Source organism: Sphingomonas sp. CFBP8993 (assembly GCF_034044895.1).
In the GTDB taxonomy this organism is placed as follows: Bacteria; Pseudomonadota; Alphaproteobacteria; order Sphingomonadales; family Sphingomonadaceae; genus Sphingomonas.
This window is the reverse complement of sequence record NZ_JAXCWU010000008.1, coordinates 1-22,441: the sequence shown is the minus strand read 5'-3', so window position 1 is coordinate 22,441 and position 22,441 is coordinate 1. Positions and strand designations below refer to the sequence as shown.

General features: G+C 64.7%; 20 protein-coding genes and 1 pseudogene. 9 read left to right on the top strand and 12 right to left on the bottom strand.

All coding sequences use genetic code 11. The features are described from left to right. Nucleotides 1-30: 30 nt before the first annotated feature. Nucleotides 31-936, top strand: coding sequence for an intradiol ring-cleavage dioxygenase (locus SOM26_RS15870; protein ID WP_320453692.1), 906 nt, complete (start codon nucleotides 31-33; stop codon nucleotides 934-936). A 130-nt stretch (nucleotides 937-1,066) separates the two neighbouring features. Here the strand turns inward: SOM26_RS15870 and SOM26_RS15865 are convergent, their stop codons facing one another. After that, nucleotides 1,067-2,101 (bottom strand): cellulase family glycosylhydrolase, encoded by a 1,035-nt coding sequence (locus SOM26_RS15865; protein ID WP_320453784.1) that lies wholly within the window; start codon nucleotides 2,099-2,101, stop codon nucleotides 1,067-1,069. 64 nt (nucleotides 2,102-2,165) lie between these two features. Here SOM26_RS15865 and SOM26_RS15860 point away from each other — a divergent pair. Next, nucleotides 2,166-2,923 (top strand): IS5 family transposase gene (locus SOM26_RS15860; RefSeq protein WP_320453691.1). Its coding sequence is split into 2 segments (ribosomal slippage): nucleotides 2,166-2,499 and nucleotides 2,499-2,923, totalling 759 coding nucleotides; the frame shifts between segments, so codons are not numbered across the junction. 122 nt (nucleotides 2,924-3,045) lie between these two features. Here the strand turns inward: SOM26_RS15860 and SOM26_RS15855 are convergent. Both SOM26_RS15855 and SOM26_RS15850 read right to left on the bottom strand, forming a co-directional pair. After that, nucleotides 3,046-4,276 (bottom strand): annotated as a pseudogene (locus SOM26_RS15855) (IS3 family transposase). A gap of 397 nt (nucleotides 4,277-4,673) precedes the next feature. Then, entirely contained in the window at nucleotides 4,674-7,145 is a 2,472-nt protein-coding gene (locus tag SOM26_RS15850) for a TonB-dependent receptor domain-containing protein (RefSeq protein ID WP_320453690.1), read from the bottom strand. A gap of 457 nt (nucleotides 7,146-7,602) precedes the next feature. Here SOM26_RS15850 and SOM26_RS15845 point away from each other — a divergent pair, with 457 nt between their 5' ends. Then, a complete protein-coding gene (locus SOM26_RS15845) occupies nucleotides 7,603-7,938 on the top strand; it encodes a hypothetical protein (protein WP_320453689.1) in 336 nt (111 codons plus the stop codon). 125 nt (nucleotides 7,939-8,063) lie between these two features. Continuing rightward, nucleotides 8,064-8,321: a hypothetical protein gene (locus tag SOM26_RS15840; RefSeq protein ID WP_320453688.1), complete on the top strand. Its 258-nt coding sequence runs from the start codon at nucleotides 8,064-8,066 to the stop codon at nucleotides 8,319-8,321. A 63-nt stretch (nucleotides 8,322-8,384) separates the two neighbouring features. On the opposite strand, the gene SOM26_RS15835 is transcribed toward SOM26_RS15840, so the two are convergent. From SOM26_RS15835 to SOM26_RS15820, 4 genes are all read right to left on the bottom strand, one after another. Continuing rightward, complete coding sequence (locus SOM26_RS15835; protein ID WP_320453687.1) at nucleotides 8,385-8,990, bottom strand: DedA family protein; 606 nt, start codon at nucleotides 8,988-8,990, stop codon at nucleotides 8,385-8,387. Continuing rightward, nucleotides 8,987-9,373, bottom strand: coding sequence for a hypothetical protein (locus SOM26_RS15830; RefSeq protein WP_320453686.1), 387 nt, complete (start codon nucleotides 9,371-9,373; stop codon nucleotides 8,987-8,989). The genes SOM26_RS15835 and SOM26_RS15830 overlap by 4 nt, the downstream gene beginning before the upstream one ends. 135 nt (nucleotides 9,374-9,508) lie before the next feature. Next, nucleotides 9,509-9,907: a VOC family protein gene (locus SOM26_RS15825; protein WP_320453685.1), complete on the bottom strand. Its 399-nt coding sequence runs from the start codon at nucleotides 9,905-9,907 to the stop codon at nucleotides 9,509-9,511. Between the two features lie 160 nt (nucleotides 9,908-10,067). Further along, a complete protein-coding gene (locus SOM26_RS15820; protein WP_320453684.1) occupies nucleotides 10,068-13,622 on the bottom strand; it encodes a hydantoinase B/oxoprolinase family protein in 3,555 nt (1,184 codons plus the stop codon). Nucleotides 13,623-13,717: 95 nt separating this feature from the next. Here SOM26_RS15820 and SOM26_RS15815 point away from each other — a divergent pair, with 95 nt between their 5' ends. From SOM26_RS15815 to SOM26_RS15800, 4 genes are read left to right on the top strand one after another with little or no spacing between them, the layout of a single operon-like run. Next, the gene (locus SOM26_RS15815) at nucleotides 13,718-14,227 is read left to right on the top strand and encodes a winged helix DNA-binding protein (RefSeq protein WP_320453683.1); all 510 of its coding nucleotides are present in this window, start codon (nucleotides 13,718-13,720) and stop codon (nucleotides 14,225-14,227) included. Between the two features lie 15 nt (nucleotides 14,228-14,242). Further along, the gene (locus SOM26_RS15810; RefSeq protein WP_320453682.1) at nucleotides 14,243-14,911 is read left to right on the top strand and encodes a DUF969 domain-containing protein; all 669 of its coding nucleotides are present in this window, start codon (nucleotides 14,243-14,245) and stop codon (nucleotides 14,909-14,911) included. After that, a complete protein-coding gene (locus SOM26_RS15805) occupies nucleotides 14,908-15,870 on the top strand; it encodes a 5-oxoproline transporter, DUF979 family subunit (RefSeq protein WP_320453681.1) in 963 nt (320 codons plus the stop codon). The genes SOM26_RS15810 and SOM26_RS15805 overlap by 4 nt, the downstream gene beginning before the upstream one ends. Next, the gene (locus SOM26_RS15800; protein ID WP_320453680.1) at nucleotides 15,867-16,853 is read left to right on the top strand and encodes a DUF2891 domain-containing protein; all 987 of its coding nucleotides are present in this window, start codon (nucleotides 15,867-15,869) and stop codon (nucleotides 16,851-16,853) included. Before SOM26_RS15805 ends, SOM26_RS15800 begins: the two co-directional genes overlap by 4 nt. A 341-nt stretch (nucleotides 16,854-17,194) precedes the next feature. On the opposite strand, the gene SOM26_RS15795 is transcribed toward SOM26_RS15800, so the two are convergent. The 3 genes from SOM26_RS15795 to SOM26_RS15785 all read right to left on the bottom strand — a co-directional run bounded on the left by SOM26_RS15795 (nucleotide 17,195) and on the right by SOM26_RS15785 (nucleotide 20,351). Then, nucleotides 17,195-18,232 (bottom strand): sensor histidine kinase, encoded by a 1,038-nt coding sequence (locus SOM26_RS15795; protein ID WP_320453679.1) that lies wholly within the window; start codon nucleotides 18,230-18,232, stop codon nucleotides 17,195-17,197. A 110-nt stretch (nucleotides 18,233-18,342) separates the two neighbouring features. After that, on the bottom strand, nucleotides 18,343-19,470 hold the full coding sequence (locus SOM26_RS15790; RefSeq protein ID WP_320453678.1) for a metallophosphoesterase: 1,128 nt from the start codon (nucleotides 19,468-19,470) through the stop codon (nucleotides 18,343-18,345). A gap of 146 nt (nucleotides 19,471-19,616) precedes the next feature. Continuing rightward, nucleotides 19,617-20,351 carry an SDR family oxidoreductase gene (locus SOM26_RS15785; RefSeq protein WP_320453677.1) on the bottom strand — a complete coding sequence of 245 codons (735 nt, stop codon included), beginning with the start codon at nucleotides 20,349-20,351 and terminating at the stop codon, nucleotides 19,617-19,619. 131 nt (nucleotides 20,352-20,482) lie between these two features. Here SOM26_RS15785 and SOM26_RS15780 point away from each other — a divergent pair, with 131 nt between their 5' ends. Further along, on the top strand, nucleotides 20,483-20,794 hold the full coding sequence (locus tag SOM26_RS15780) for an ArsR/SmtB family transcription factor (protein ID WP_320453783.1): 312 nt from the start codon (nucleotides 20,483-20,485) through the stop codon (nucleotides 20,792-20,794). A gap of 28 nt (nucleotides 20,795-20,822) precedes the next feature. On the opposite strand, the gene SOM26_RS15775 is transcribed toward SOM26_RS15780, so the two are convergent. Both SOM26_RS15775 and SOM26_RS17630 read right to left on the bottom strand, forming a co-directional pair. Beyond that, the gene (locus SOM26_RS15775; RefSeq protein WP_320453676.1) at nucleotides 20,823-21,719 is read right to left on the bottom strand and encodes a polysaccharide deacetylase family protein; all 897 of its coding nucleotides are present in this window, start codon (nucleotides 21,717-21,719) and stop codon (nucleotides 20,823-20,825) included. A gap of 42 nt (nucleotides 21,720-21,761) precedes the next feature. Then, the gene (locus tag SOM26_RS17630; protein WP_414712078.1) at nucleotides 21,762-21,932 is read right to left on the bottom strand and encodes a hydroxyisourate hydrolase; all 171 of its coding nucleotides are present in this window, start codon (nucleotides 21,930-21,932) and stop codon (nucleotides 21,762-21,764) included. Nucleotides 21,933-22,441: the final 509 nt, after the last annotated feature.

Sequence of the window (22,441 nt, the reverse complement as noted above, 5' to 3'; positions counted from 1 at the left end):
TCCTCTCTCCGTTCAATGGAGTATGAGAGCATGTCCGGCCGCCATCATGACCACGCCCACAGTCTCGCCGACGATCTGAAGGTCATGGAGACGATGATGGCGCGTCGTCGCGCCCTGAAGTGGTTTGCCGGCGCGGGCACCGCCGCAATGGTTGCGGGTTGTGGTGGCAGCGACGCTGCGTCAGGTAGTGTCGCGGTCGTCAGCGGCGCCACCGCCAGCGCCACGCCGACGCCCACACCGACCGCGACACCCACGCCGACCGCTAGCAGCACGACCATGACGTGCATCGCCGACCCGGCCGAAACCGCCGGTCCCTATCCCGGCGATGGCACCAACACCGCTTCGGGAGCGACGTCCAATGTCCTCAATGTGAGCGGCGTCGTGCGCAGCGACATCCGACCGAGCTTCATTTCGACCACCACGGTCGCGACCGGCGTGCTGGTCAAGATCACGCTGACCCTGGTCGACGTCAACGCTACCTGCGCACCGCTTGCCGGGTATGCGGTCTATCTGTGGCAATGCGACCGCCAGGGGCTCTACTCGCTCTATACCGCCCCGGCGGAAAGCTATCTGCGCGGCGTCCAGGTTACCGATGCCAATGGCCAAGTCACCTTCACCACCATCTTCCCCGGCTGTTACGAGGGGCGGTGGCCGCATATGCATTTCGAGGTCTTCTCCAGCCTCTCCAATGCGCTGAGCGGTCGCTATGCGGTCCTGACGTCGCAGATGGCGATGCCGAGCGCCATCTGCTCGACCGTCTATGCCGACGCCACCACCTATCCGTCGAGCGCCAGCAAGTTTGCGCGCATCACCTTGTCGAGCGACGGCATCTTCGGCGACAACACCGCTGCGCAGGTCGCCCAGCAGACACCGACGTTCAGCGGGAGCGTCGAGGCAGGCTATACCGCGACCGCACTGATTGGTATTGCTCGCTAGGGTACTGTCAAACTACCAGAATTCGGTTCGTTTGACCTTCGGGCTCTGGGGGCATCCCGAGCTCCATTGGTGTAAGCGAGAACGCACAAGAACTTGGAAAACCTTTATCCTTTCGGTGCCCAACTGCGTATCAGGTTGTGCCTGAGGTGCGCGACGAGGCCGCGATACAGTTCGACCAGGCCCTGGAAATTGAACAAGGCCGTCGCGACGATCGACGTACGCTGGCGGGGTGTCGGACCATCAACTGCCGGCCATAAGGCGACTTCCATTGCCCAAAACGCCCCCCGGACGTGATGTCGTAGCTGTTGGCCTCGCGACAATCGCCATTGGGTACCAGCCCCCAGGACCAGGCCAGCCAGCCGATCTGAGCCTTTTGCAACGCGGTCATCGCCCATCGATAGGGAGAAGGCTTGCAATCCCAGCCGGTCCCGGTCGGCCCTTCGCCGAGCAAGAAGGGGATATTGTCTCGTGTCACCTTCGCAATGATGGCGCGATACGGTTTTTTTCGCTGCTCCTCGGTTCCCACCCAATAACTGTGCGCCGAGACCATGATCGCATGGCGTGGATCGGCGCGCTGGAAGACGGGCCAACTGTCGAGCAGCATCGCATACTCCTTGCCCCAGTCGGTCCCGTCGATAATCAGCGGCGTGTCCACCCCTGCGGCACGGATACGTATGATCGCGTCCAGATAGCCCGCGATGAAGCGATCGCGGGATACGGTCTCGCCCGCCTCATTGGCGATGTTCACCAGCGTCCAGCGGCGGTTCCTGCGCAAGACGGCAACGATATCGGGTCGGGTCCAATAGCCGACGCAGACGCCCAATCTGTCCCATTTTCCCGTCGCCGCATGACATTCGACGATCGGGATAAGTCCGTTCGCCACCGCATGGGCCAGGATCGCGTCGAGCCTTTCCGCCGAATAGTCGGGCAGGGTGAAGATGCGGACGGCATTGGCGCCGGTGCGGGCGATTTCGGGCATGGTGCGCACGCCGGTGGGATCGGTCGAAATCGAGAACATCTCGTTGACGCCACGCAGGACCACCCGTTCCCCCGCTGCGGTGTAGAGGAAGCGACCGCGGATCGTCATCGTCCCGTCATTCGGCGGTAGAGGGGCGGCGGCGACCAGCATGGTGGTCAACACGGCGTGACCGAGCCGGCGTATCACATCAGGGTCAGGACCCATTGATGTGAGTGTCGCGATCTGATTCAGACTCCGTGAGGAGACTGCAATGAGCGACCTGTTTTGGCTGACGGACGAGCAAATGGAGCGGCTGCGTCCGTTCTTTCCCAAGAGCCATGGCAAGCCTCGGGTGGACGACCGGCGGGTGCTGAGCGGCATCGTGTTCGTCAACAAGAATGGGCTGCGCTGGCGTGATGCGCCGAGCGCTTACGGTCCGCCCAAGACGCTTTACAATCGGTGGAAGCGCTGGGGGGCGGCAGGCGTGTTCACGCGCATGATGGAGGGGTTGGCGACCGCAGGCGCGGAGCCAGCAACGGTCATGATCGACGCTACCTATTTGAAGGGGCACCGCACGGCATCGAGCCTGCGGGTTAAAAAGGGGATCTCGGCCGCCTGATCGGGCGCACGAAGGGCGGCATGAATACCAAGCTCCATGCCCTCGCCGATGCGAACGGACGCCCGCTGAGCTTCTTCATGACCGCGGGCCAGGTCAGCGACTACACTGGCGCGGCAGCACTGCTGGATGACCTGCCCAAGGCACAGTGGCTGCTTGGCGACCGCGGCTACGACGCCGACTGGTTCAGGGACGCCCTGCAGGCCAAGGGCATCCAGCCTTGCAGCCCGGGCCGCAAATCGCGCAACGAGCCCGTCAGGTACGACAAGCGCCGCTATCGCCGTCGCAGCCGCATCGAGATCATGTTCGGCCGCCTCAAAGACTGGCGACGCGTCGCTACCCGCTACGATCGCTGCCCAACCACCTTCTTCTCTGCCATCACCTTGCCAGCAACCGTCATCTTCTGGCTGTGATCAACGAGTCCTGACCCCAGCGATGATCGCAGCAGTTGACTCGGCCGTGTGCTCGGCCGCCAGTCGCAGCGCCGCGCTCAGGTCGTCCACCTGTGATCTGGCCCCTGTTTCACCGGACGGGTTCAGGTGAGTCCAGAAATCCGTGCGCGATGCTCGTGCGGCGAACGCATTTTGAGCCCTAAATGTGGGAGGCGCTGTAGTCCTCGATCCATCCGGCAAGCGAAGTCAACTCGGTGAGTACATCGGGGAGCGGCAAGACGCGGACGTAATCGCGTTTGAGGGTATGGACGAAGGCCGCCGAGCTGTCGTTGGATTGCAGGCCGCGAACAGGCGTGAAGCAGGATTTGAGGTCCAACTGTCGGGCTAAGATCCGTGTTTTGCTGGCGGTGTAGGCCGAGCCGTTTTCCAACAGCATCTTGACCGGTGTCGTCGCGCGCATGCCGCCGAAGCGGGTTTCCACGGCTTCCGACATGATGCCGCGCACGTTCAAGCCGCTAATGCCAGTTTCGGCACCGCGCGCCTGGCGATGATCTCGCGGTCATGGACATCGATGATGAAGGCGCTGCGCAGGACCTTGCTGTTTCAGCAGATGAACTCGAAGCCGTCCGAGCACTAGCGCAGGTTGGAACGCATCGCCACCACGACCCCGTCATGGCCATAGTCCGCCCGCTTGGTATAGCGCCGCGCCAGCAACAGGCGGTCGGCTGCCATGATGCGGTAGATGCGCTTGCGATTGACCGACGCCAGTCTTTCGGCGCTTTGCTGTCGGTTGAGGACCACAGCAATGCGGCGGTAGCGGTAAGTGGGCCGATGCGCGGCGATCTGGCGGATGCGGGACAGCAGATCGGCATCCTGGGCCTTGGAGTACGGCCCGCGGGTCCGGGTGCTGCCGGTCGGGCGGTCGTACACCGTCGAGCGCCCAACGCCGAGCGTGCTGGCGATCAGGTTCACCGGATACTCTCCGGCAGCGGTGAGTGCATGAGCAAGCTCGCATTTTTTCGGGCGCGAGCGCTCCAGTTCCTCCTTCAGTATCTCGACCTCGAGCGTCTTGCGCCCGAGCTGGCGCTCCAGTTCGCCGATGCGGGTTTCCATCTCGCGTACCTGGCGATGGCTGGTCACGTCATCGTCGCTGGTAGCCACGACGCTCCCGCCTTCCTGCATCAGCGGCCGCCAGCGTTACAGCAGGTTCGGCGCGACCCCGTTGCGGCGCGCCATCACCGATATGCTTTCGCGACCATCGAGCGTCTTTTCGACGATCCTCAGTTTCTCAGCCGTACTCCAGTGACGGCGCCGACTGCCGTCGGTGATGATCTCGGACACGGACATAAGCCTATATTCAGGGGATAGCGCCATGCTTTCTGCTTGGGCCAAAATCCGTCCGTTCAAAATAGGGGGCAGATCAACAAGCGCCTCGAAGCATCCCGCAGCAAGCCGTCGCCACCTCTGCTGGTAAACCACCGCTCAGGGCAGCGGGTTGTTGATCAGCCGTCGCCACGGTGCACCCGTCTTTAAGGTGTGGTGAAGGCTGTTGAACACCTCATGCTGGTTGCGTACCCGCTGCCCTGCAGCAGCGAGTACGGCGCGATCAGTGAGCAGTCCTCGTCGCTTACGTCAGACGGATAGGGCTTGCGGCAAATGCTCTTTCAGAGACGGATGGGTCGACTGCAATCATACGTCCACAACTGCCTCAAGTTGAGCGAAACAAAAATATGTGAGGGGCGCAGCTATTGGGCCGCGCCCCGTATCTTTGTCAAAAACCGACACGGACCGACAGCGAGGTCGTTCTCGCGTTGATCGTCCGCGCCCGTACGATGCCATTCGCCGGGATCACGCCATCCTCGGCCTCGGTAAAGCCCAAAGCGTTGAACAGGTTGTTGCTGTTCAGCGAAACCAGGATGCGGTCGGTGGCGCGGAACTGCACGAAGGCGTTGACCACCGTATAGCCGGGCAGCTTCAGCTGGTTGGTATCCTGCGCGTAGCTGCTGGTCGTGCCGATCACGTTAGCGCCGATCGTGACGCGGTTCAGATCGACCTGCGGCGTCGCCTGGAAGATCAGCCGGGCCTGGCGACGCGGGGTGTTGCCGACCACGCCGGGGTTGAGTGCGTCGCTGACGATCTTGGCATCGGTCCAGGTGGCCCCGCCGGTCATGTTGAACGGGCCGACGCTATACGCCCCGTCCAGCTCCAGGCCATAGGCGCGGTACTCGCGGTCGATGAAGACCTGGCGCGTCGCCTCGTAATTCTGCTCCTCGGTCCGCGCCCAGAAGCCGGTCAGGTTCACGTACATGCCGTTCTGGCGATACTTCAGGCCCAGTTCGGCCTGGCGCACATAATCGACCGCGGTGTCGCGGTTGATCAGATGGCCGTCGGTGGTGCTGACCGCCGGGCCGAACAACAGCCGGTCGGCATTGGCGCGCGCGCCCCGGCTATAGCGGACGAACATCGCGAACGGCTCCGACACGCGGAAATTCAGGCCCGATGAGTAAGACAGATAGTGCCAGCTATAATCGACCGGCGCCGGGCTGGTCAGCGGGATCACCGCCACGCGCTGCTCGGCTGCGGAGATCACGCCGTCTCCGTTCATGTCGCGCGCCGTGGTGCCGACGCGCCCGCCGCCCAGATCCGACCCGAAGATCGACCCTTGCGCATTGCCGAAGTCGTAGCGGATGCTGGCGCCCAGCGCGAACCGCCCGATCTTGTAGTTCAGCGAGCCGAACGGCGCATTGACGTTATAGTCGACCCGGTAGCTGCGACGGCAGCACCCGCCAAAATAATCCGCCCCGAATGCGTAATATCCATTTTGGGTCTGCGCCACGCCTGCGGCATTATACACATTGACCAACGCCGCACGCCCGTCGCCGCGCACGTCCATCAATGTCGAGGTCCACAGCCAGTCGGTGTCGACCGTCTGCCGCGACTTGTAGAAGCCGGCGGTGGTGGTCAGCTCGCCCTTGCCGATGTCATAGACGCGACTGGCGCGCAGATCGTTGGTGACATTGTCGAGGCTGTTGAGCTTGGTGTCGAACACGACGACGCGGGCGAGCAGGCCGTTGCCGTTCAGCCCTGACAGGTTCGTGATCGCCTGTCCGCTGTTCGGTCCGCTGGCATAGCGCAGCGTCGCGCCGGCACCGCCCAGCGCGGTCGCGGTCGCCGCCGCGCTATCGACCGCCGAGGGGAAGTTCGAGATGAACCGGCCCGAGACATCGGCATAGCGGAACCGGTCGGTCACGGTCCATCCCGACACGTCGAAGCGCGTTTCCACCCCGAACGCGTTGACCACCGGATGCTGGCCGTCGCGAATATCGTCGACTACCGGATTGTTCTGCCCGTCCAGCGTCACGTTGCTGGTGTTATAGCGCGACAGCAGGGCGTCGCGGGCGATGTTGAAGCCGGGGATGCTTTCGTAGCGCGGATCGGCGTTGGTGCCGGTCACGCGCACGGGATTGGGCAGATAGGCCGCCGACCGATCGTTCAGGAACTTGCCGTAGAAGCGGATATAGCCGCCGCTGAACTCCTTGGTGATGTTCAGCTTGATCTGGCCGCCCTTGGTGCCGTCATAGCCGACGCGGCGCGGCCCTTCACCCTGATGATAGAAACCGCCGACATGGAAGCGCAGCGTGTCGGTGAGCTTGGCGCCGTAATCGAAGTCGAGCCGATACTCGCCGTAATCCAGTCCGGCGGTCGCCATGATCGCGCCGCCCGGCACGTCGCCGGTCTTGGAGATCATGTTGATGACCCCGCCCGGCGAATTGGACGAGAAGGTCGAGGCGGAGCCGCCGCGAATGGCGTCGACCGACGACACGTTCATATCGGCACGCAGGAAGATGTCGGCATTGCCGAAGGTGATGTCGCCGAATTCGAGCACCGGCAGCCCGTCTTCCTGCAACTGCAGGAACTTGGCACCGCCCGACGCGATCGGCAGGCCGCGGATCGAGATATTGGCGTTGCCGTCGCCGCCCGAGCTTTCCGAGCGGATGCCGGGGATGTTGCGGAAGATTTCGGCGGTCGAGCGCGGTGCCGCCTTCAGGATCTCGGCCGCGCCGAGCGAGCTGGTCGAGATGGCGCTGTCCAGACGATCGCGCCCGCGCGCGACGGCTGTAACGACGACATCCTTGTTGGCCGTATTCTTCTCGACGGCCTTGTCATCGGTCCGCTTGTCAGCCGGCGTGGTTTGCGCCTGGGCTTGTACCGGAACCGTCAGTACGAATGGAATGCCCGACATGATTAGCTTTTGAAGAAGCACGTGATCCCCCGTTTTTTTTATCGGGGGACCCAATACCAACCAAGGCTTTGCAAACGATTAAAGTGACTTCGTTCCAGCCTTGATTTATGCTGCATGGATGCAGCGGATATAAATGCCTTCAAAGAAGACATGCTAACCAACGCTTCGTCAGTCATGACGGAAGTTCTAGGTCGGTAGTATGCCCGTCGGGGGGAGGGCAATTCGCCCGCCATCACCACTATGCGCGTGCACATGATCATGTTCGTTACGCCACAGCCGCAGCACCGGGAGAGCATGGGAACGGCGTCTCGTTAAGGCATCTGACGTAGCCATCCTGCGGGGCTTCTCGGGCGCGGTATCGTGCCGTTCGAGTGGAGGCTCCTGCGCCCAGCTTTCCATATGATGCCGCCGTTCGCTTTGCTACAGGCCACGGCAATCGAGGCAGTTAGATCGAGTTATGGCCAGACGTTCGAAATACGATCCCTATGATCACCTTCCCCAGGAAGACGAGGTTCCGGCTGAGCCGACGCCATGCTGGCTGTGCGGTCGGCCGACGGGCAAGACCATTGTCTGGCACCATCCTGTCCCCAAAAGCCGCGGTGGCCGCGACGTCGTGCCGATGCATCCGATCTGCCAGCAGACGCTGACCGCCAATTTCACCAACTCCGAGTTGCAGCGGCATGGCATGAATGTCGCTGGCCTGCTCGACAATCCGAACGTGCGGAAGTTCGTGGACTGGGTGGCGAAGAAGGATCCGGACTTCACCGCGACCATCACCAAGAAGCAGCGCTGATACCGGCCGGTCGATCGCCCCGACCGAAATACAAATCAAAAAACGTCCGGCATCGGATCGACGGACATGGGCGGCTTTACGAGCCGAAACACGGGTGCCGTCATGGCACCGAATGGAAGGATGAAATGACAGAAATTGCAGGAACCGGCGAGTATGTTATCGATCGGGTGCAGCAGATCGTCCGGCAGCATGTTCCCGGTGCGACTTGTGCGTTGCTGGACTATGGCAAGCGGGTCGGATGCGGGGAACTTGACGACAGCGGCAAGCTTCACGAATTGCGGTGGCTGCGGCGCGAACTAGACGACGATCGGGTCGCTGAGGATGCCGAGCGTCTGGCAAGCATGATCGCCGAGGCCAATCGGCATGGTCTGGCGGACGGTTAAGTCCGATCGGCCGCGCCTTCGCGTCCGACCGACACGGCGTGCATTCGCCGGATGGCTCGGCCGTTATTCCGTGTCTCCGGAGGCCGTCTGGGAGCGGCCGAAAAGCTTCCAGCCGAGCAATATGGCCGCGAGCAGGCCGACGATCACCCATGTCAGGTTCCCGAGCAGGCTTGCGATCGTCTGAACCTGGTCGCTGAAGGCGCGACCGAGAGAGACGTAGATCAACAACCACAGGACTTCGCCCGCAATGTCGAGGACGATGAACCGCACCCAGGGATAATTCGTCAGCCCGCTGGTGACGTTGATCCACGGCCCCAGCGGTCCGATGAGCCACCGGCTGAAAAAAATGCCCCAGCCCGCCCATTTGCGCGAATGGGCCTCGGCCTTCTCGACCTTGTCCGCCCCGCCGATGCGTTGCGTGACCGCCGCGAGCAAAGGTCGCCCGCCATATCGCCCGAAGGCATAACCGATCTGATCGCCGACAATGGCCCCGGCCGAACCGGCGAAGATCACCGGCCAGAACGACAATTCCCCCTGCGCGACGAACGAGCCCATGGCGACCAATGTCAGCGAGCTGGGAAACGGCATACCCGCCGCGGCCAGCACCATCGCGACGAAAAGCGCTGGCAGCCCGTAGGTCGTCAGCAGTTCGAGCAGTTGGTCGGTCATCGGGCGGACGACGATGATCGCGATGGCATGATCGGTTGCGGGGGTGGGCCCGGCGGAGGGTAGGGGGGCCGCACATGCACGATCGCATAGGTCAGTCGTGCCTCGATCTGCGTCATCGACAGTCCGCTGTCGCGCGAGATCCGGGCCAGCGGCCGCCGGTCCGGGTGCGGCGGCAGGCCCAACGCGGCATGAAGCACATGAGGGGGCACGTGATAGGAATGGGCGACATAGCCGATCGTCATCCACGGCTCGATCGGTTCGTCGCGGTGCGCATTCCAATAGATGGCATCGCTGACTGTTCGAACCGCGTGATAGCCGGTGAAGGCCACGATCGCGACGAACAAGGCGATCAGGGCTTTTCGCCAAGTTCGGTTGCGGGTCATGATGGAGCGTTACGCCTGACGGATGCGGCGATCAACGTCCCAACGTCTGGCCATCTGCATCCTCTTGGAACCGCGTTGCTGCCCGTTCAGAATGAGAACGGGCAGCGCCGGCAGGCCGATATCGGATAAGCCTGATTACTTAGGGAAGTGAATCCCGCACAGCTTGTTGCCATCGGGATCACGGACATAAGCGAGTTCGATCGTGCCCATGCTGGCGGTGTTCCGCGGTCCGGGCGGAGCCTCGATCGAGGTGCCGCCATGGGCGACCGCGACGTCGTGAAACCGCTTCACCTGTTCCGGCGAGTCGCACGCAAATGCAACGGTGCTGCCGTTCGCGATGGTCGCCGGCTCGTCGTTGATCGGCTGGCTGACGATGAAGTTGGTCCCGTTGCCATTGTTGTAGATCAGCCGGATATGGCCGCTGTCGGCGATATTTCGTGTCGGTTCGCCGACGCCCAGGGTGCCAAGCACCGTGTCATAGAAGCGCTTCGATCGCTCGATGTCGTTCGATCCGACCATCGTGTGAAACAGCATATTTTTCTCTCCTGTTCGGGACATCGTCGAAACGAATCGAAACCGCATTCGGACCATGTATTTTTCACGAGCGATAATCCGGTTCGAGTACATCGCTGCGGCGATCGGCACCCCCTTAGCCGCGAAAGGTTCCAGCCTCGCCTTACGGGATCATGCGGCGTTATCCGTCCGCCGAGAGGCCGAAGCCGCCACCGCCAGGGGTCTGGATGGTCAGGCAGTCGCCTGCCTCCAGCGCCACCTGATCGACACCGGCCAGGCCATGGCTGGTCCCATCGGCCCGTTGGACATGCTGGACCCCGGTCGAACCATCGCCACCCCCGGCAAGGCCGAACGGGGCGATCGTCCGGCGGGATGCGACGATCGTCGCCGTCATCGCCTCCAGCGCAGTGATCGACCGGATAACCCCGTCACCGCCCCGCGTTGCGCCTTGGCCTCCCGATCCACGGCGGATCGCGAAACGGTCGAGGCGGACGGGATAGCGGAGTTCGAGGATTTCGGGATCGGTGATCCGCGTGTTGGTCATGTGCGTATGCACCGCCGACGCGCCGTCAAAGCCCGGCCCGGCTCCGGCACCGCCGCAGATCGTCTCGTAATATTGATAGCGCTCGTTGCCGAACAGGAAGTTGTTCATCGTCCCCTGCGCCGCCGCGCACGCGCCCAGCGCCCCGAGCAGCGCATTGCAGACCGCTTGGCTGACCTCGGTATTGCCCGCGACGACCGCGCTGCCACGCGGCGGCGACAGGAAGGAGCCATCGGGAATGACGATGGTCAGCGGCGCCAGACAGCCTTCATTGAGCGGCAGGTCAGCGCCGACCAGACAGCGAAAGGCATAGAGGATCACCGCGCGCGTGACCGCAGGGGGCGCATTGAAATTGCCAGGGCTGGCTGGGCCGGTGCCGGTGAAGTCGATCGTGGCGCTGCGGGTCACCGCGTCGACCGTGACGCGGACCTTCAGCGGGGTGGCGTCGTCCATCGTATAATCGAACGACCCGTCGGTCAGGCGGGACAGCACGCCGCGGATGCTTTCCTCGGCATGGTCCATGACATGGCCGATATAGGCGTCCACCATCGGCCATCCGCGCGCGGCGATCAGGGCGTTCAGCTCGGCGATGCCGGTGGCGTTGGCCGCCAGCTGCGCCTTGATGTCGGCGACATTGGTATCCGGGCTGCGCGCCGGATAGGGTGCATCGGCGAGCAGGCGGCGAAACGCCTCTTCGCGGAAGGTGCCGCCATCGACCAGCAGGAAGTCGTCGATCACCACGCCTTCGTCCGTCAGCGTCCTGGACTGGGGCGGCGTCGATCCGGGGGTGAGGCCCCCGATATCGGCATGATGGCCACGATTGGCGACGAAGAGGCGGATTGCCTTGCCTGCATCGTCGAAGACGGGTGCGATGACCGTCACGTCGGGCAGGTGGGTGCCGCCGTTGAACGGGTTGTTGAGCGCGACGACATCTCCGGGCTTCAGCGTCGCGCCCCGGCTGGCGATCACCGCGCGCAAGCTTTCGCCCATGGCGCCCAGATGGACGGGCACATGCGGCGCATTGGCGATCAACCGCCCCGCCGCGTCGAACAGTGCGCATGAAAAGTCGAGCCGTTCCTTCATGTTGACGCTGCTGGATGTGTTGCGCAGCACCACGCCCATGCGTTCGGCAATGCCCATGAACTGGGTGTTGAACAGCTCGAGCTGAACCGGATCGGCAATCGCCGGGTCGGGTTCGGCGCGGGCCGCAGCCCCGCTGTGATGGAGCATCAGCGCGCCGCCGTCATCGACCTCCAGGGTCCAGCCTGGTTCGACCATCGTCGTGGCGATGGCTTCGCGGATCAGCGCCGGGCCGGTGATGCGATCACCGGGCCGCAGGTCGGCGCGGTCGTGGATCGGCGTCGTATGTTCGGCACCACCGGTCCAGACGGTGACGGTCGCGATCGGGGCGGGCAGGGGGCCGTGCCGGGGGGCAAGCCGTGGCGGGGCAACTGGTGCGCCGGGCAGGTTCGCCTCGACCAGCAGGCTGTCGACGACGATGTCGCGGTCCGGGCTGACGAAGCCGAAACGGGTCTGGTGCGCGGCCTCGAACGCGTCGCGCATTACGCTATCATCGCCCAAGGGGACGCCCAGCGCGGTATCCGTCCCCGCATAGCGCAGGTTGACGGTGGCGACCCGCTCGGCCCCCGCCCCGACCTCCGCCTCGGCGGCCTCGCCTAGCGCGTCCGCGATGTCGCCGAGCGGCGTGCCGAGCGGTCGTTCGACCGAGCGCTGGCGAATGGCGATCCGGTCGGCGAGACCCATGCCATAGGCGGAGAGCACCCCGGCCAGCGGATGGATCAGCACCCGGTACATGCCCAGCGTCTCGGCGACGCGACATGCATGCTGTCCGCCTGCGCCGCCGAAGCATTGCAGCGTGAAGCCGGAGACATCCTCGCCGCGCTCCAGCGCGACACGCTTGATCGCGGCGGCCATCTGCGCGACCGCCACCTCAATAAAGCCCTCCGCGATCCGACGCGGGTCCGTGATGCCGGTCTGCGCGACGAGTGCGGCAAAGCCGCGCGCGGTGGCCTCGGCATCCAGCGGCTCGTCACCGTTCGGCCCGAACACCGCCGGGAAATGCGTCGGTTGGATCTTGCCGACCAGGACATTGGCATCGGTGACGGTCAGCGGTCCGCCGCGACGATAACAGGCGGGGCCGGGATTGGCGCCCGCGCTGTCGGGGCCGACGCGGAAGCGTGCGCCGTCATAGTGCAGGATCGATCCGCCACCGGCCGCGATCGTGTCGATCGCCATCATCGGTACGCGCATTTCCACGCCAGCCACCTCGGCATCCAGCACACGCTCGAACCGCCCGGCATAGAGGGTGACGTCGGTCGAGGTGCCGCCCATGTCGAACCCGATCACACGGTCGATCCCGGTCGCCTCCGCCGTGCGCGCCGCCGCCACGACACCACCGGCCGGTCCGGACAGGATCGCGTCCTTGCCCTGGAACGCCGCCGCCTCGGCCAGACCACCGTTCGACTGCATGAAGTGCAGCGGCACGCCGTCGAGGGCGCCTGCAACCCGGTCGACATAGCGGCGCAACACCGGCGACAGATAGGCATCGACGACGCTGGTCCGCCCGCGCGAGACGAGGCCGATCAGCGGGCTGACCGCATGGCTGGCGGACACCTGCGCAAAGCCTGCCGCGCGGGCGAGTTCGGCGACACGCACTTCGGTGGAGGGGTGCGCCCAGCTATGGGTGAGCGCGATCGCCACCGCTTCGAACCCCTCCGCGCGTTTGGCGGCCAGGGCCTCGGCCGTCGTCGCTTCGTCGAGCGGCACGACGATATTTCCGTCGCGGTCGATGCGGCCGCCAATCTCGATCACCGCATCATAAAGCGGCACCGGAAGCCGGATATCCAGGTCGAACAGGCGCGGTCGCGCCTGGTTGCCGATCGCGAGCAGGTCGGCAAAGCCCCGGTCGACCACCAGCAGCGTGCGGGCGCCCTTGCGTTCGAGCAGCGCGTTGGTCGCGACGGTCGTGCCCATCTTGACCTCCGCGATCATGTCGGTGGGCAGGGGGGCATCGTCGGCCAGGCCCAGCAGCTGGCGGATACCCGCCACCGCCGCATCGTCGTAGCGTTCGGGATTGTCGCTGAGCAGCTTGGTAGTCGTGATCGCCCCATCCGGTGCCCGCGCGACGATGTCGGTGAAGGTGCCGCCACGATCAATCCAGAACGACCAGCGCATCGCATAAGCCTTGTATGTAATTTATCGACGAATCATCGTGTACATGTTGACAGATTGGCTGGCCAGCGCGATCGTCGGTCGGGACTGGAGGGCATATGGCTAATGAACGGCGCGCGATCGTATCGTCGGCGCACCTTGCCGATGGTTCGGTGCCCGCGCTCTCGGAGCTGGAGTTCAGCCTGACGCTGGCGGCCGCCGCCTATCAGCGCTGGATGGCCCGCTGCGCTGCCGCGACCGGCCTGGCGCTTGCGCCGCTCGAGGTATTGATCCTCCACACCGTCCGTCATCGCGATCGGCCCAAGCGTATCGCCGACATCGCGCTGGTCCTCGACATCGAGGACACGCACCTGGTCACCTACGCCATCCGCAAGCTGGAAAAGGCCGGGCTGATAGCGACCCATCGCGAGGGCAAGGAGAAGCTGTTGCTGGCGACCGAGGCGGGACGCGACTTTTGCACAGGGTATCGCGATATTCGCGAGCATGTGCTGGCCGCCGCTGTCGATGCGGACGGCCCCGATGCCGAGGCGCTGTCGGCGGCCGCCGCCCTGCTGCGTCGGCTGTCGGGCCATTACAACCAGGCGGCGCGCGCCGCCGCGACGCTGTAGGGAAGGGGCGACGCGATGCTGGTTCTGTCGGGGATCGCGATCATCGTCATCGGCTTTGCGCTGGGCGTAAATCCGCTGCTGGTCGTGACGATTGCCGCCTTCGCCAGCGCGGCGGCGGCGGGCCACGGGCCGGTCGAAGTCGTGGCGATGATCGGCAAGGCTTTCGTCTCCAGCCGGTTCATGGCCGTCGCCTGGCTGGCGCTGCCGACCATCGGACTTCTCGAACGGGCGGGCTTGCGCGACCATGCGCGCGCGCTGGTCGGGCGGTTGCGCGGGGCGACGGTCGGGCGTGTCTTGCTGGGGTATCTGGCGGTGCGCCAGGTGACCGCTGCGTTGGGCCTCAACGCGCTGGGCGGGCATGTCCAGATGGTCCGCCCGATCGTGGCGCCGATGGTCGAAGGCGTCGCGGCGCGTGATGGCGACCCCGCGCTCGACCCCGACTTGCGCGACGATATCCGTGCGCAGGCGGCGGCGGTCGACAATATCGGCCTGTTCTTCGGCGAGGACGTGTTCATCGCGATCGGCTCGATCCTGTTGATCCGTGCGGTGCTGGAGCAGGAGGGGGTCGTGGTCGCGCCACTGGATGTCGCGCTATGGGCGATCCCGACCGCGATCATGGCATTTATCGTCCATGGCATCCGGTTGCTGCTGCTTGATCGCCGTTTAAAGGCGCGGTGCCGATGATCGGGCTGGATGCGCTGGGCTTTGCGGCGGCGGCCCTGCCTGCGGCCGTCGCGGCGCATCATGCGCTGGACCGGGTCTCGCCGACGCGGTGGCGCAATGCGGCGTTCTGGGGCGTGTTCGCGGTCCTGCTGGGGCCGGGCGTCTGGCTTCCCGATCTGGTGGCCGGGATGCTGGTGCTGGTTCTCGTCGGCCTTGCGACCTGGGGGCTGCGTCCCTCGGCCATCGCATCCAATGACGCGGGGCTCGCTCGCGCCGGGGCTGCACGGCTGGGCCATCGCCTGTTCGTGCCCGCGCTCGCCCTGCCGGCCGTGACGCTGGCGGGAACGTTGCTGATCCCCGATGGCATCATCGCCGGTATGCCGGTGATCGATCCCAAACAGGTTTCGCTTGTCGCGCTGGCGGTCGGTGCCGTGGTCGCCCTGGGCCTCGCTATCCTGCTGACCCGCCCGCCGGGCGGTGCCGCGGTGGCGGAGGGGCGGCGACTATCGGATGCGATCGGATGGGCGATGGTCCTGCCGCAGATGCTGGCGGCGCTGGGCGGGGTCTTTGCAATGGCGGGGGTCGGGACCGTTGTGGCGGACGGCGTGACCGGTGTCGTGGCGCTGGATACGCCGCTGGCCGCGACCCTGGCCTATTGCATCGGCATGGCCCTGTTCACGATTGTGATGGGCAATGCCTTTGCCGCCTTTCCGATCATGACCGCCGGGATCGGATTGCCGATCGTCATCCACCGCTTCGGCGGAGATCCGGCGGCGGTCGCGGCCCTGGGCATGCTGTCCGGTTTTTGCGGGACGCTGATGACGCCGATGGCAGCCAACTTCAACATCGTGCCCGCCGCCGTCCTGGAACTGCGCGACCGGTTCGGCGTGATCCGCGTCCAGTGGCCGACCGCGTTGATCCTGCTCGTCTTCAACATCATCGTCCTGACGCTCTGCGCCTTCCCCGGAAAGACAGCATGACCCCCGATCTCGCCAGCCGTTTCGCCCGTATCGCCCTGGGCCATGTGACCCGCGAATATCCGCACAAGGCGGACCATGTGATGACCAGCGATGCGGATGCCTATGTGCCGCGCGTCGCGCATCCGATCTTCTACGGCAGCTATGACTGGCATAGCTGCGTCCATGGATATTGGCTGCTGGCACGGCTGCGCCACCGCTTTCCTGCCCTTGGCGAAGCGGCCGAGATCGACGCGCTGTTTGCCGAGGCGTTCACGCCCGAAAAGGTCGAGGTCGAATGCGCCTATCTCGATCGGCCCGCGTCGCGAGGGTTCGAGCGGCCCTATGGCTGGGCCTGGTTGATGATGCTGGCGAGCGAACTGACCGTCTCGGGCAGCCCGCATGCCGCCACCCTGCGGCCGCTGGCGGAAGCCTTTGCGACGCGGTGGCACGATTTCCTGCCGCTCTTGACCTATCCGGTGCGGGTCGGGATGCATGCCAATACCGCCTTCGCGCTGGTCCTGACCGACCGCTATGCGCGGGTGGCAGGCGACGATGCGATGCGCGCCACGATGACCGATTGTGCCCGCCGCTGGTATGGCAAGGACCGCGCCGCCCAGGCATGGGAGCCGAGTGGGCAGGACTTCCTGTCCCCGGTGCTGGTGGAGGCGATGGCGATGCAGCGCCTGCTGCCCGCCGACGCGTTTGGCGACTGGTTTGCTGGCTTCCTGCCGGACTTGACCAGAGGCCAGCCAGCGGCGCTCCTGACCCCGGCCGAGGTCAGCGACCGCAGCGACGGACAGATCGCGCATCTCGACGGCCTGAACCTCAGCCGTGCCTGGGCGATGCGGGCGTTGGCCCAGACGCTGCCGCCGGCGCTCACCGCCATATTGGAGGAGTCCGCCGCCCGGCACATGGACGCCGCCTTGGAGGCTGTGTCCGGCGACTATATGGGCGAGCACTGGCTGGCCAGTTTCGCGACGCTCGCACTGACCGGCCTGGACTGATCGGACAGTGGGGCGGGGTGAACCCGCCCCACTGCCACGGGCTTAGTATTTTACACGCAGGCGGGTGTAGTAGAAGCCGCCGTTGCGCGGATAGACCTGTCCATCGGCGGTGCCGCCGGTGATCGGACAGATCGGTATGGTCGCGGTGGGGGCGAGCCGATCGTCAGCGTAAGGTTATGTGCGAAGGTATAGCCGATCTCCAGGTCCGCGGCGCTGACGATGAACGGCGAGGTCATGCCGATTACGGATATCATGCGCAGCGGATGCAGCAGCTTCGATTGGTCCTCGTTAGGCGTATCGGGACAACGGCTCGACGCCTGGTTTCGAGCCACGATCGTTTCTCACCCCCCCGCGTCAGCCGATCCATCCCGACCACTATTGTCGGGCAGGACCAAGCGCAGGATGGTCCCGGCCGAGGGCCGGTTTTCGATGCTGAGCTGCGCCCCGATCTGCCGCGCGAGGCTGGCCACAAGCTTCAGGCCCAGGCTTTCCGAGCGAGCGAGGGCGAATTCCGGCGGCAGTCCGGCCCCGTCGTCGATGACGCAAAGCTCGGTCGTCCCGTCCCGGCGGGTAAGGTTCACGACGACCGTGCCGAATTCCTTGCCCGCAAAGCCATGCTCCATCGCGTTGGCGATACCCTCCGCCATGATGAGGGCGAGCGGGATCGCGGCATCGGGGGGCAGAAGGATGCCGGAAACCGCGTCGATCCGGTGGCTGATACCCGGCCTGGCATCGGCCGCGAACAGGTCGGCCATCAGGTCGCGCAGGAATATGTCCAGCGGCACCTGCTCGCCACTGGTCGAATAAAGCTGTCGCTGGATACGCCCGATCAGTTGCAGCTTCTTGGACGCATCGGTCAGGATCATGCGGGCGATCGGATCGGTGACCTGTCTCTGTTGCAGCGACAGCATGGCACCGACCATCTGGATATTGTTGGACACCCGGTGCTGGAGCTCGTTGAACAAAAGCTCCGTGCGCTCGGCCAGGCGCCGTTGCCCGGCCGCCAGGCGCGCCGTCCGCCGATACGCGCGCTGCATCGCGTCGATCAGGCTGATATCGACGGCAACGACGAAGGTGTAGAAGCCGATCGCGACAAGCGTCCGCCCCGACAGGTCGAAGGTGTGGATCGGTGGAATGAAGAAATACCAGGCGAGTATCCCGCAGACCACGGCCGAAACCACGCCCGGACCGCGGCCGAACAGGAACGAGGTGAGGATGACCGCAGGAAAGAATGTCAGGTACGGAAAGCCGGGCGGGAAGGCCGAATGAAGCATCCAGCGTATCCACCAGGCGATAGCGCAGAGCAACAGGCTCAGCGCATAGGCCAAGGCCCGGTGTTCCTGAAGGAGCGGCAACTGCCCCAGAACCCGACGCTTCATTCTCAATCCCCCTAAAGCGTCCCCGTGCGTCTTCCCTCCTGCGCGATCATGCGGCGGGTTGCAAATTCCTGATTATAAAGTCGGATTGCCGACGATGCGCTGGCCCCGATTTACGGCATCGGCCGCAGCGTGAACCGCGTGATCTCGGACGGTACGCCCAGTCGCAGCGCGAAGCCCGGCCACAGGCCGGTGCCGTTGCTGACATAGAGCGTCATGTCACCCACGGCGTAACGACCCGACACGAACCCGGCATTGCCGCGAGCCACAAGCCGGTCGAGCCCACGGATCATGCCCCCATGGGTATGGCCGGACAGCTGAAGCGCAATGCCCTGCGCGGCGGCATCACGCGCCTTGCCGGGCTGGTGGTCGAGAAGGATGACCGGCGCATCGCCGGGGACGTTGCGGAGCGCGAGGGTCAGGTCGGGTCCGGCCTGGCCGACGCTGGGTGCCGAGAGGTCGGTCACTCCGGCGATGACCAGCCGATCGCCACCGCGTTCGACGACCGCATGGGCATTGGTCAGCATGCGGAACCCCATGCCCGACAGGTGCCGCATCCACGCATCATAATCGAAGAAATATTCGTGATTGCCCGGAATGGCATAGACCCCGTCGGGCGCGCGCAGGCGGCGCAACGGCTCCACGTCGTCCCGGCGCATATCGACCGATCCGTCGATGAAATCGCCGGTCACGACAATCAGGTCGGCTCCGGCGTCGTTGCTCCGCTCGACGACCGCGTGCGCCCATTCGGCGGTAAACAGGCGGCTGATGTGCAGATCGGTCAGTTGGATGATCCGATAGCCGTTGAACGCTGGCGGAAGGTCGCGGATCGCGACCGTCACGTCCCGGACCGGTGGCACGCGCAAGGCATTGGCCACCCCAAGCGCGGCCAACCCGGCCGCCAGCGCGGCGATGGCGTAACGCAGCGTCGCTGGTTCGCGGATCGCCTGTCGACGAACGAGCATCGTCACCAGCGCCCCCAGATCGACCACCAGCTGGAACACCGCGAGCAACGCCAGCGCGCCGAACGCCCAGTTGAACAGGATCACGACCGGGCGGGAGAACTCCGGCGCGAAGACCGACCCGGACGAGAAGCGGCTCCACAAATGGAATTGCGAGGCGGCCAGCATCAGCAGCCCAACGGGGATCTTGGCCCAGATGGGCACCGGCAAGGGCGACAGCCAGCGAGCCAGGACGATCAGCGCGGGGACAGCAAAGACGAGATTGAAGATGGGGAACACTCCGGCTTGGGCTTCCGATGCCGCCTGTAAACGTAGCGGACGCCATGCGTGTCCGCCCCATGCCATGCGCGAGCCGCCACGGACACTATCATGGGGGGAGCCCGACGCGCGGCCCCTCCCATAGAGAGGAAGGGGCCGCCTACGACTTACGCCGTCACACCGCCGTCGATATTGAGCGTCGTGCCGGTAATGTAGCTGGCGTCCGGCCCGGCAAGGAACGCGACCGCGCCCGCCACTTCCTCGACCTTGCCATAGCGACCGAGCGGGATGGCGCCCAGGACCTGGGTCGCGAACTCGCTGTCGGCGGGGTTCATGTCGGTGTCGATCGGACCGGGCTGGATCGTGTTGACCAGGATGTTGCGCGGGGCGAGGTCCTTGGCCCAGCCGCGCGCCAGCGCCGCCACGGCTGCTTTGGTCGCGCTATAGATGGTGGTCGCAGGGAAGGCCATTTCGCCCGAGATGCTGCCGATCAGGATGATCCGCCCGCCATCGCGAAGATGCGGCAGGGCGGCGCGCGTGCCTACGTGCAGACCCTTCACGTTGACGCCGAACTGGCGATCGAAGGTGTCGTCGCTATCCTCGGCCAGGGTAGAGAATTCGGCGATCCCGGCATTGTGGACCAGGATATCGATCCCGCCGAGCGCGGCGGCGCCCTGTTCGACACCACCACGCTGGGAGTCCGGATCAGCGGCATCGGCCTGAAAGGCGAAGGCGGTGCCGCCGGCACGCTCGATCGCCGCGATGGTGGCGTCGGCTGCGGCCGTGTTGCCCGCATAGGTGATCGCGACAGTCGCGCCATCGGCCGCCAACCGCTTGGCGATGGCCGCTCCGATGCCGCGCGATCCACCGGTGACGAGCGCTTTTTTGCCTGCAAGCGACATGTATATTCTCCAAGACATAGGGCCCGCGATCACGGCATCGTGCGCTGTCGGCAGGCAGGAGATGGGGTTAGGCTTTAATAGTTCAATAATGCCGAACTATTAAAATGGCGCGTCTGCCCTATATCGGCTTCATGCCCCGTTTCACCCATCCCCGGCTGGAGGACGTTCCCCTCGATCTGGCGCTGCACGCGCTGGCCGATTCCAATCGCCTGGCGATGGTGGCACGGCTGGCCGCGACCGAACGGCTGAGTTGCACCGATGCAGCACCGTGCGACTCCATCCCCAAGAGCACGCTGTCCAATCACCTCAAGCTGTTGCGCGCTGCGGGGCTGATCGAGACGAGGCAGGCGGGGCGCGAGATGATCAATACGCTGCGCCGTGATGAATTTGACCAGCGCTTTCCGGGGCTGCTCGACGCGGTGCTTGCCAACCGGCCAGGCTGATCACCGGCCGACGGCGAGGCACGGAGCATCAGACGTCTGGATGTCCCAGAGCGGCGACATGTTCGGCCACGGCACCCGCCGTCGTCCACCAGATGCGCGGGTCGTCCGCCTCCCGCAGTCGGGTCAGAACGCGTTCCAGATGCAGTGCGCGGTGCGGCTGCCCCATGATATAGGGATGGAGGGCAATACCCAGGACCGATGGTCGGCGATCGCACTCGCTCAGCAGTTGTTCGACATTGTCCTCGATCATGCCTGCAAAGGTCACCGCCTCCTGCTGGCGGGCTATGATCGAAGGAATGTCGTTGATCTCCTGCGAATAGGGGATCGACAGGATGCCCTTGCCGCTGCGGGTTCTCAGTCGCGTCGGCTGGTCATCATGTGCCCAGTCGAGGACATAATCGAATCCGGCCTCCGCCAGCAGATCGGGCGTCCGGTGGCTTTCGGAAATCCAGGGACCCAGCCAGCCGCGCGGGCGAACACCGATCCCGGCGAACGCCTCGAGCACGTTGGCGATCATCGCACGCTCCTCGTCCTCGCTCTGCTCCCCCTCGGCCTCCGCATTGCTATGCCCGTGCGCGGCGATTTCGTCGCCCCGATCCCGGCATGCCTCGGCAAGCCCCGGACACTGGCTGATGATCGCGGCGTTGACGAGCGCGGTGGTCCGCAGTTCGAGCCGGTCGAACATCTCCCTGAACCGCCACGCGCCGACCCGATTGCCATAGTCACGCCAGGCGAAGTTCATGACGTCCGGTTCGGTCTTGGACGGCGCCAGCGTCGCTCCCAGTCCCTCGCCGAACGCGAAGACTTCGTGGTTCACGCCCAGATAGATCGCCAGACGGCGGTTCTCGGGCCACGAATAGTCGGCGCGCCCGACGATCGGCCGATAGTCGTAGCGCCCATGGTGCGATAGCGTGGCCACCGTCATACGGTTTCCTCCACGCGAAGTGACGGCATGTGTCCCGCTTTTTCACACCCAGATGGCGCAGCGGGAAAGCGGGTGACGGGGCGTCCGGGGCCTGCTGCCCTGATAGGTCGAGTAGCCATAGGGGCCGACAACGACCCGCACATGATAATGGCTCATCTCGTTCGTGCCCCGGACTGTAAGCGAGCTTTTACAGAATAAGGTCGACGCCGACACGGCGGGAATAGCCGAGCCTCTGAATTGCGGCCCGCAGGCACCGGTGTCGAAGGACGCTGCTGATCGATGGGCGGGGGCAGGGGGCTGCGCTGACCGTATGACAGCCTCCGAGGTCGGCGAGCTGGGGAAGTTAGGGGGAGTGTGTGACGATGTTTTGGAGGAAAAGTGTCATTGGTGTGAAAAATGTTGTTGACGGGAATCGGGTGTCCGCCTAGAGGGGTTTCACCGCAGCGGTGGTCGCAACGACTGACCGGTGCAGCTACGACAGACTGGCGCGCTGGAAGCCCTGGGAACGGGGTGGTAAGGTGTTGCCGGTGATTTGTTGTCGGCTCTTTGACATTGTGATTTAGATGAAGGGACATGCGGGCGGCGGCTTGGCGGTTGTTCTGGGCATTCAAGGTGCTCGGAGATCGTTAATAAGCAATAAGCCAGTTCGTATGTCTCGTTACATATCCACTTGAATATGTGATGTGCAGGAATTGGCTCCTTGAAGTGAGCGGTTTTCGGTT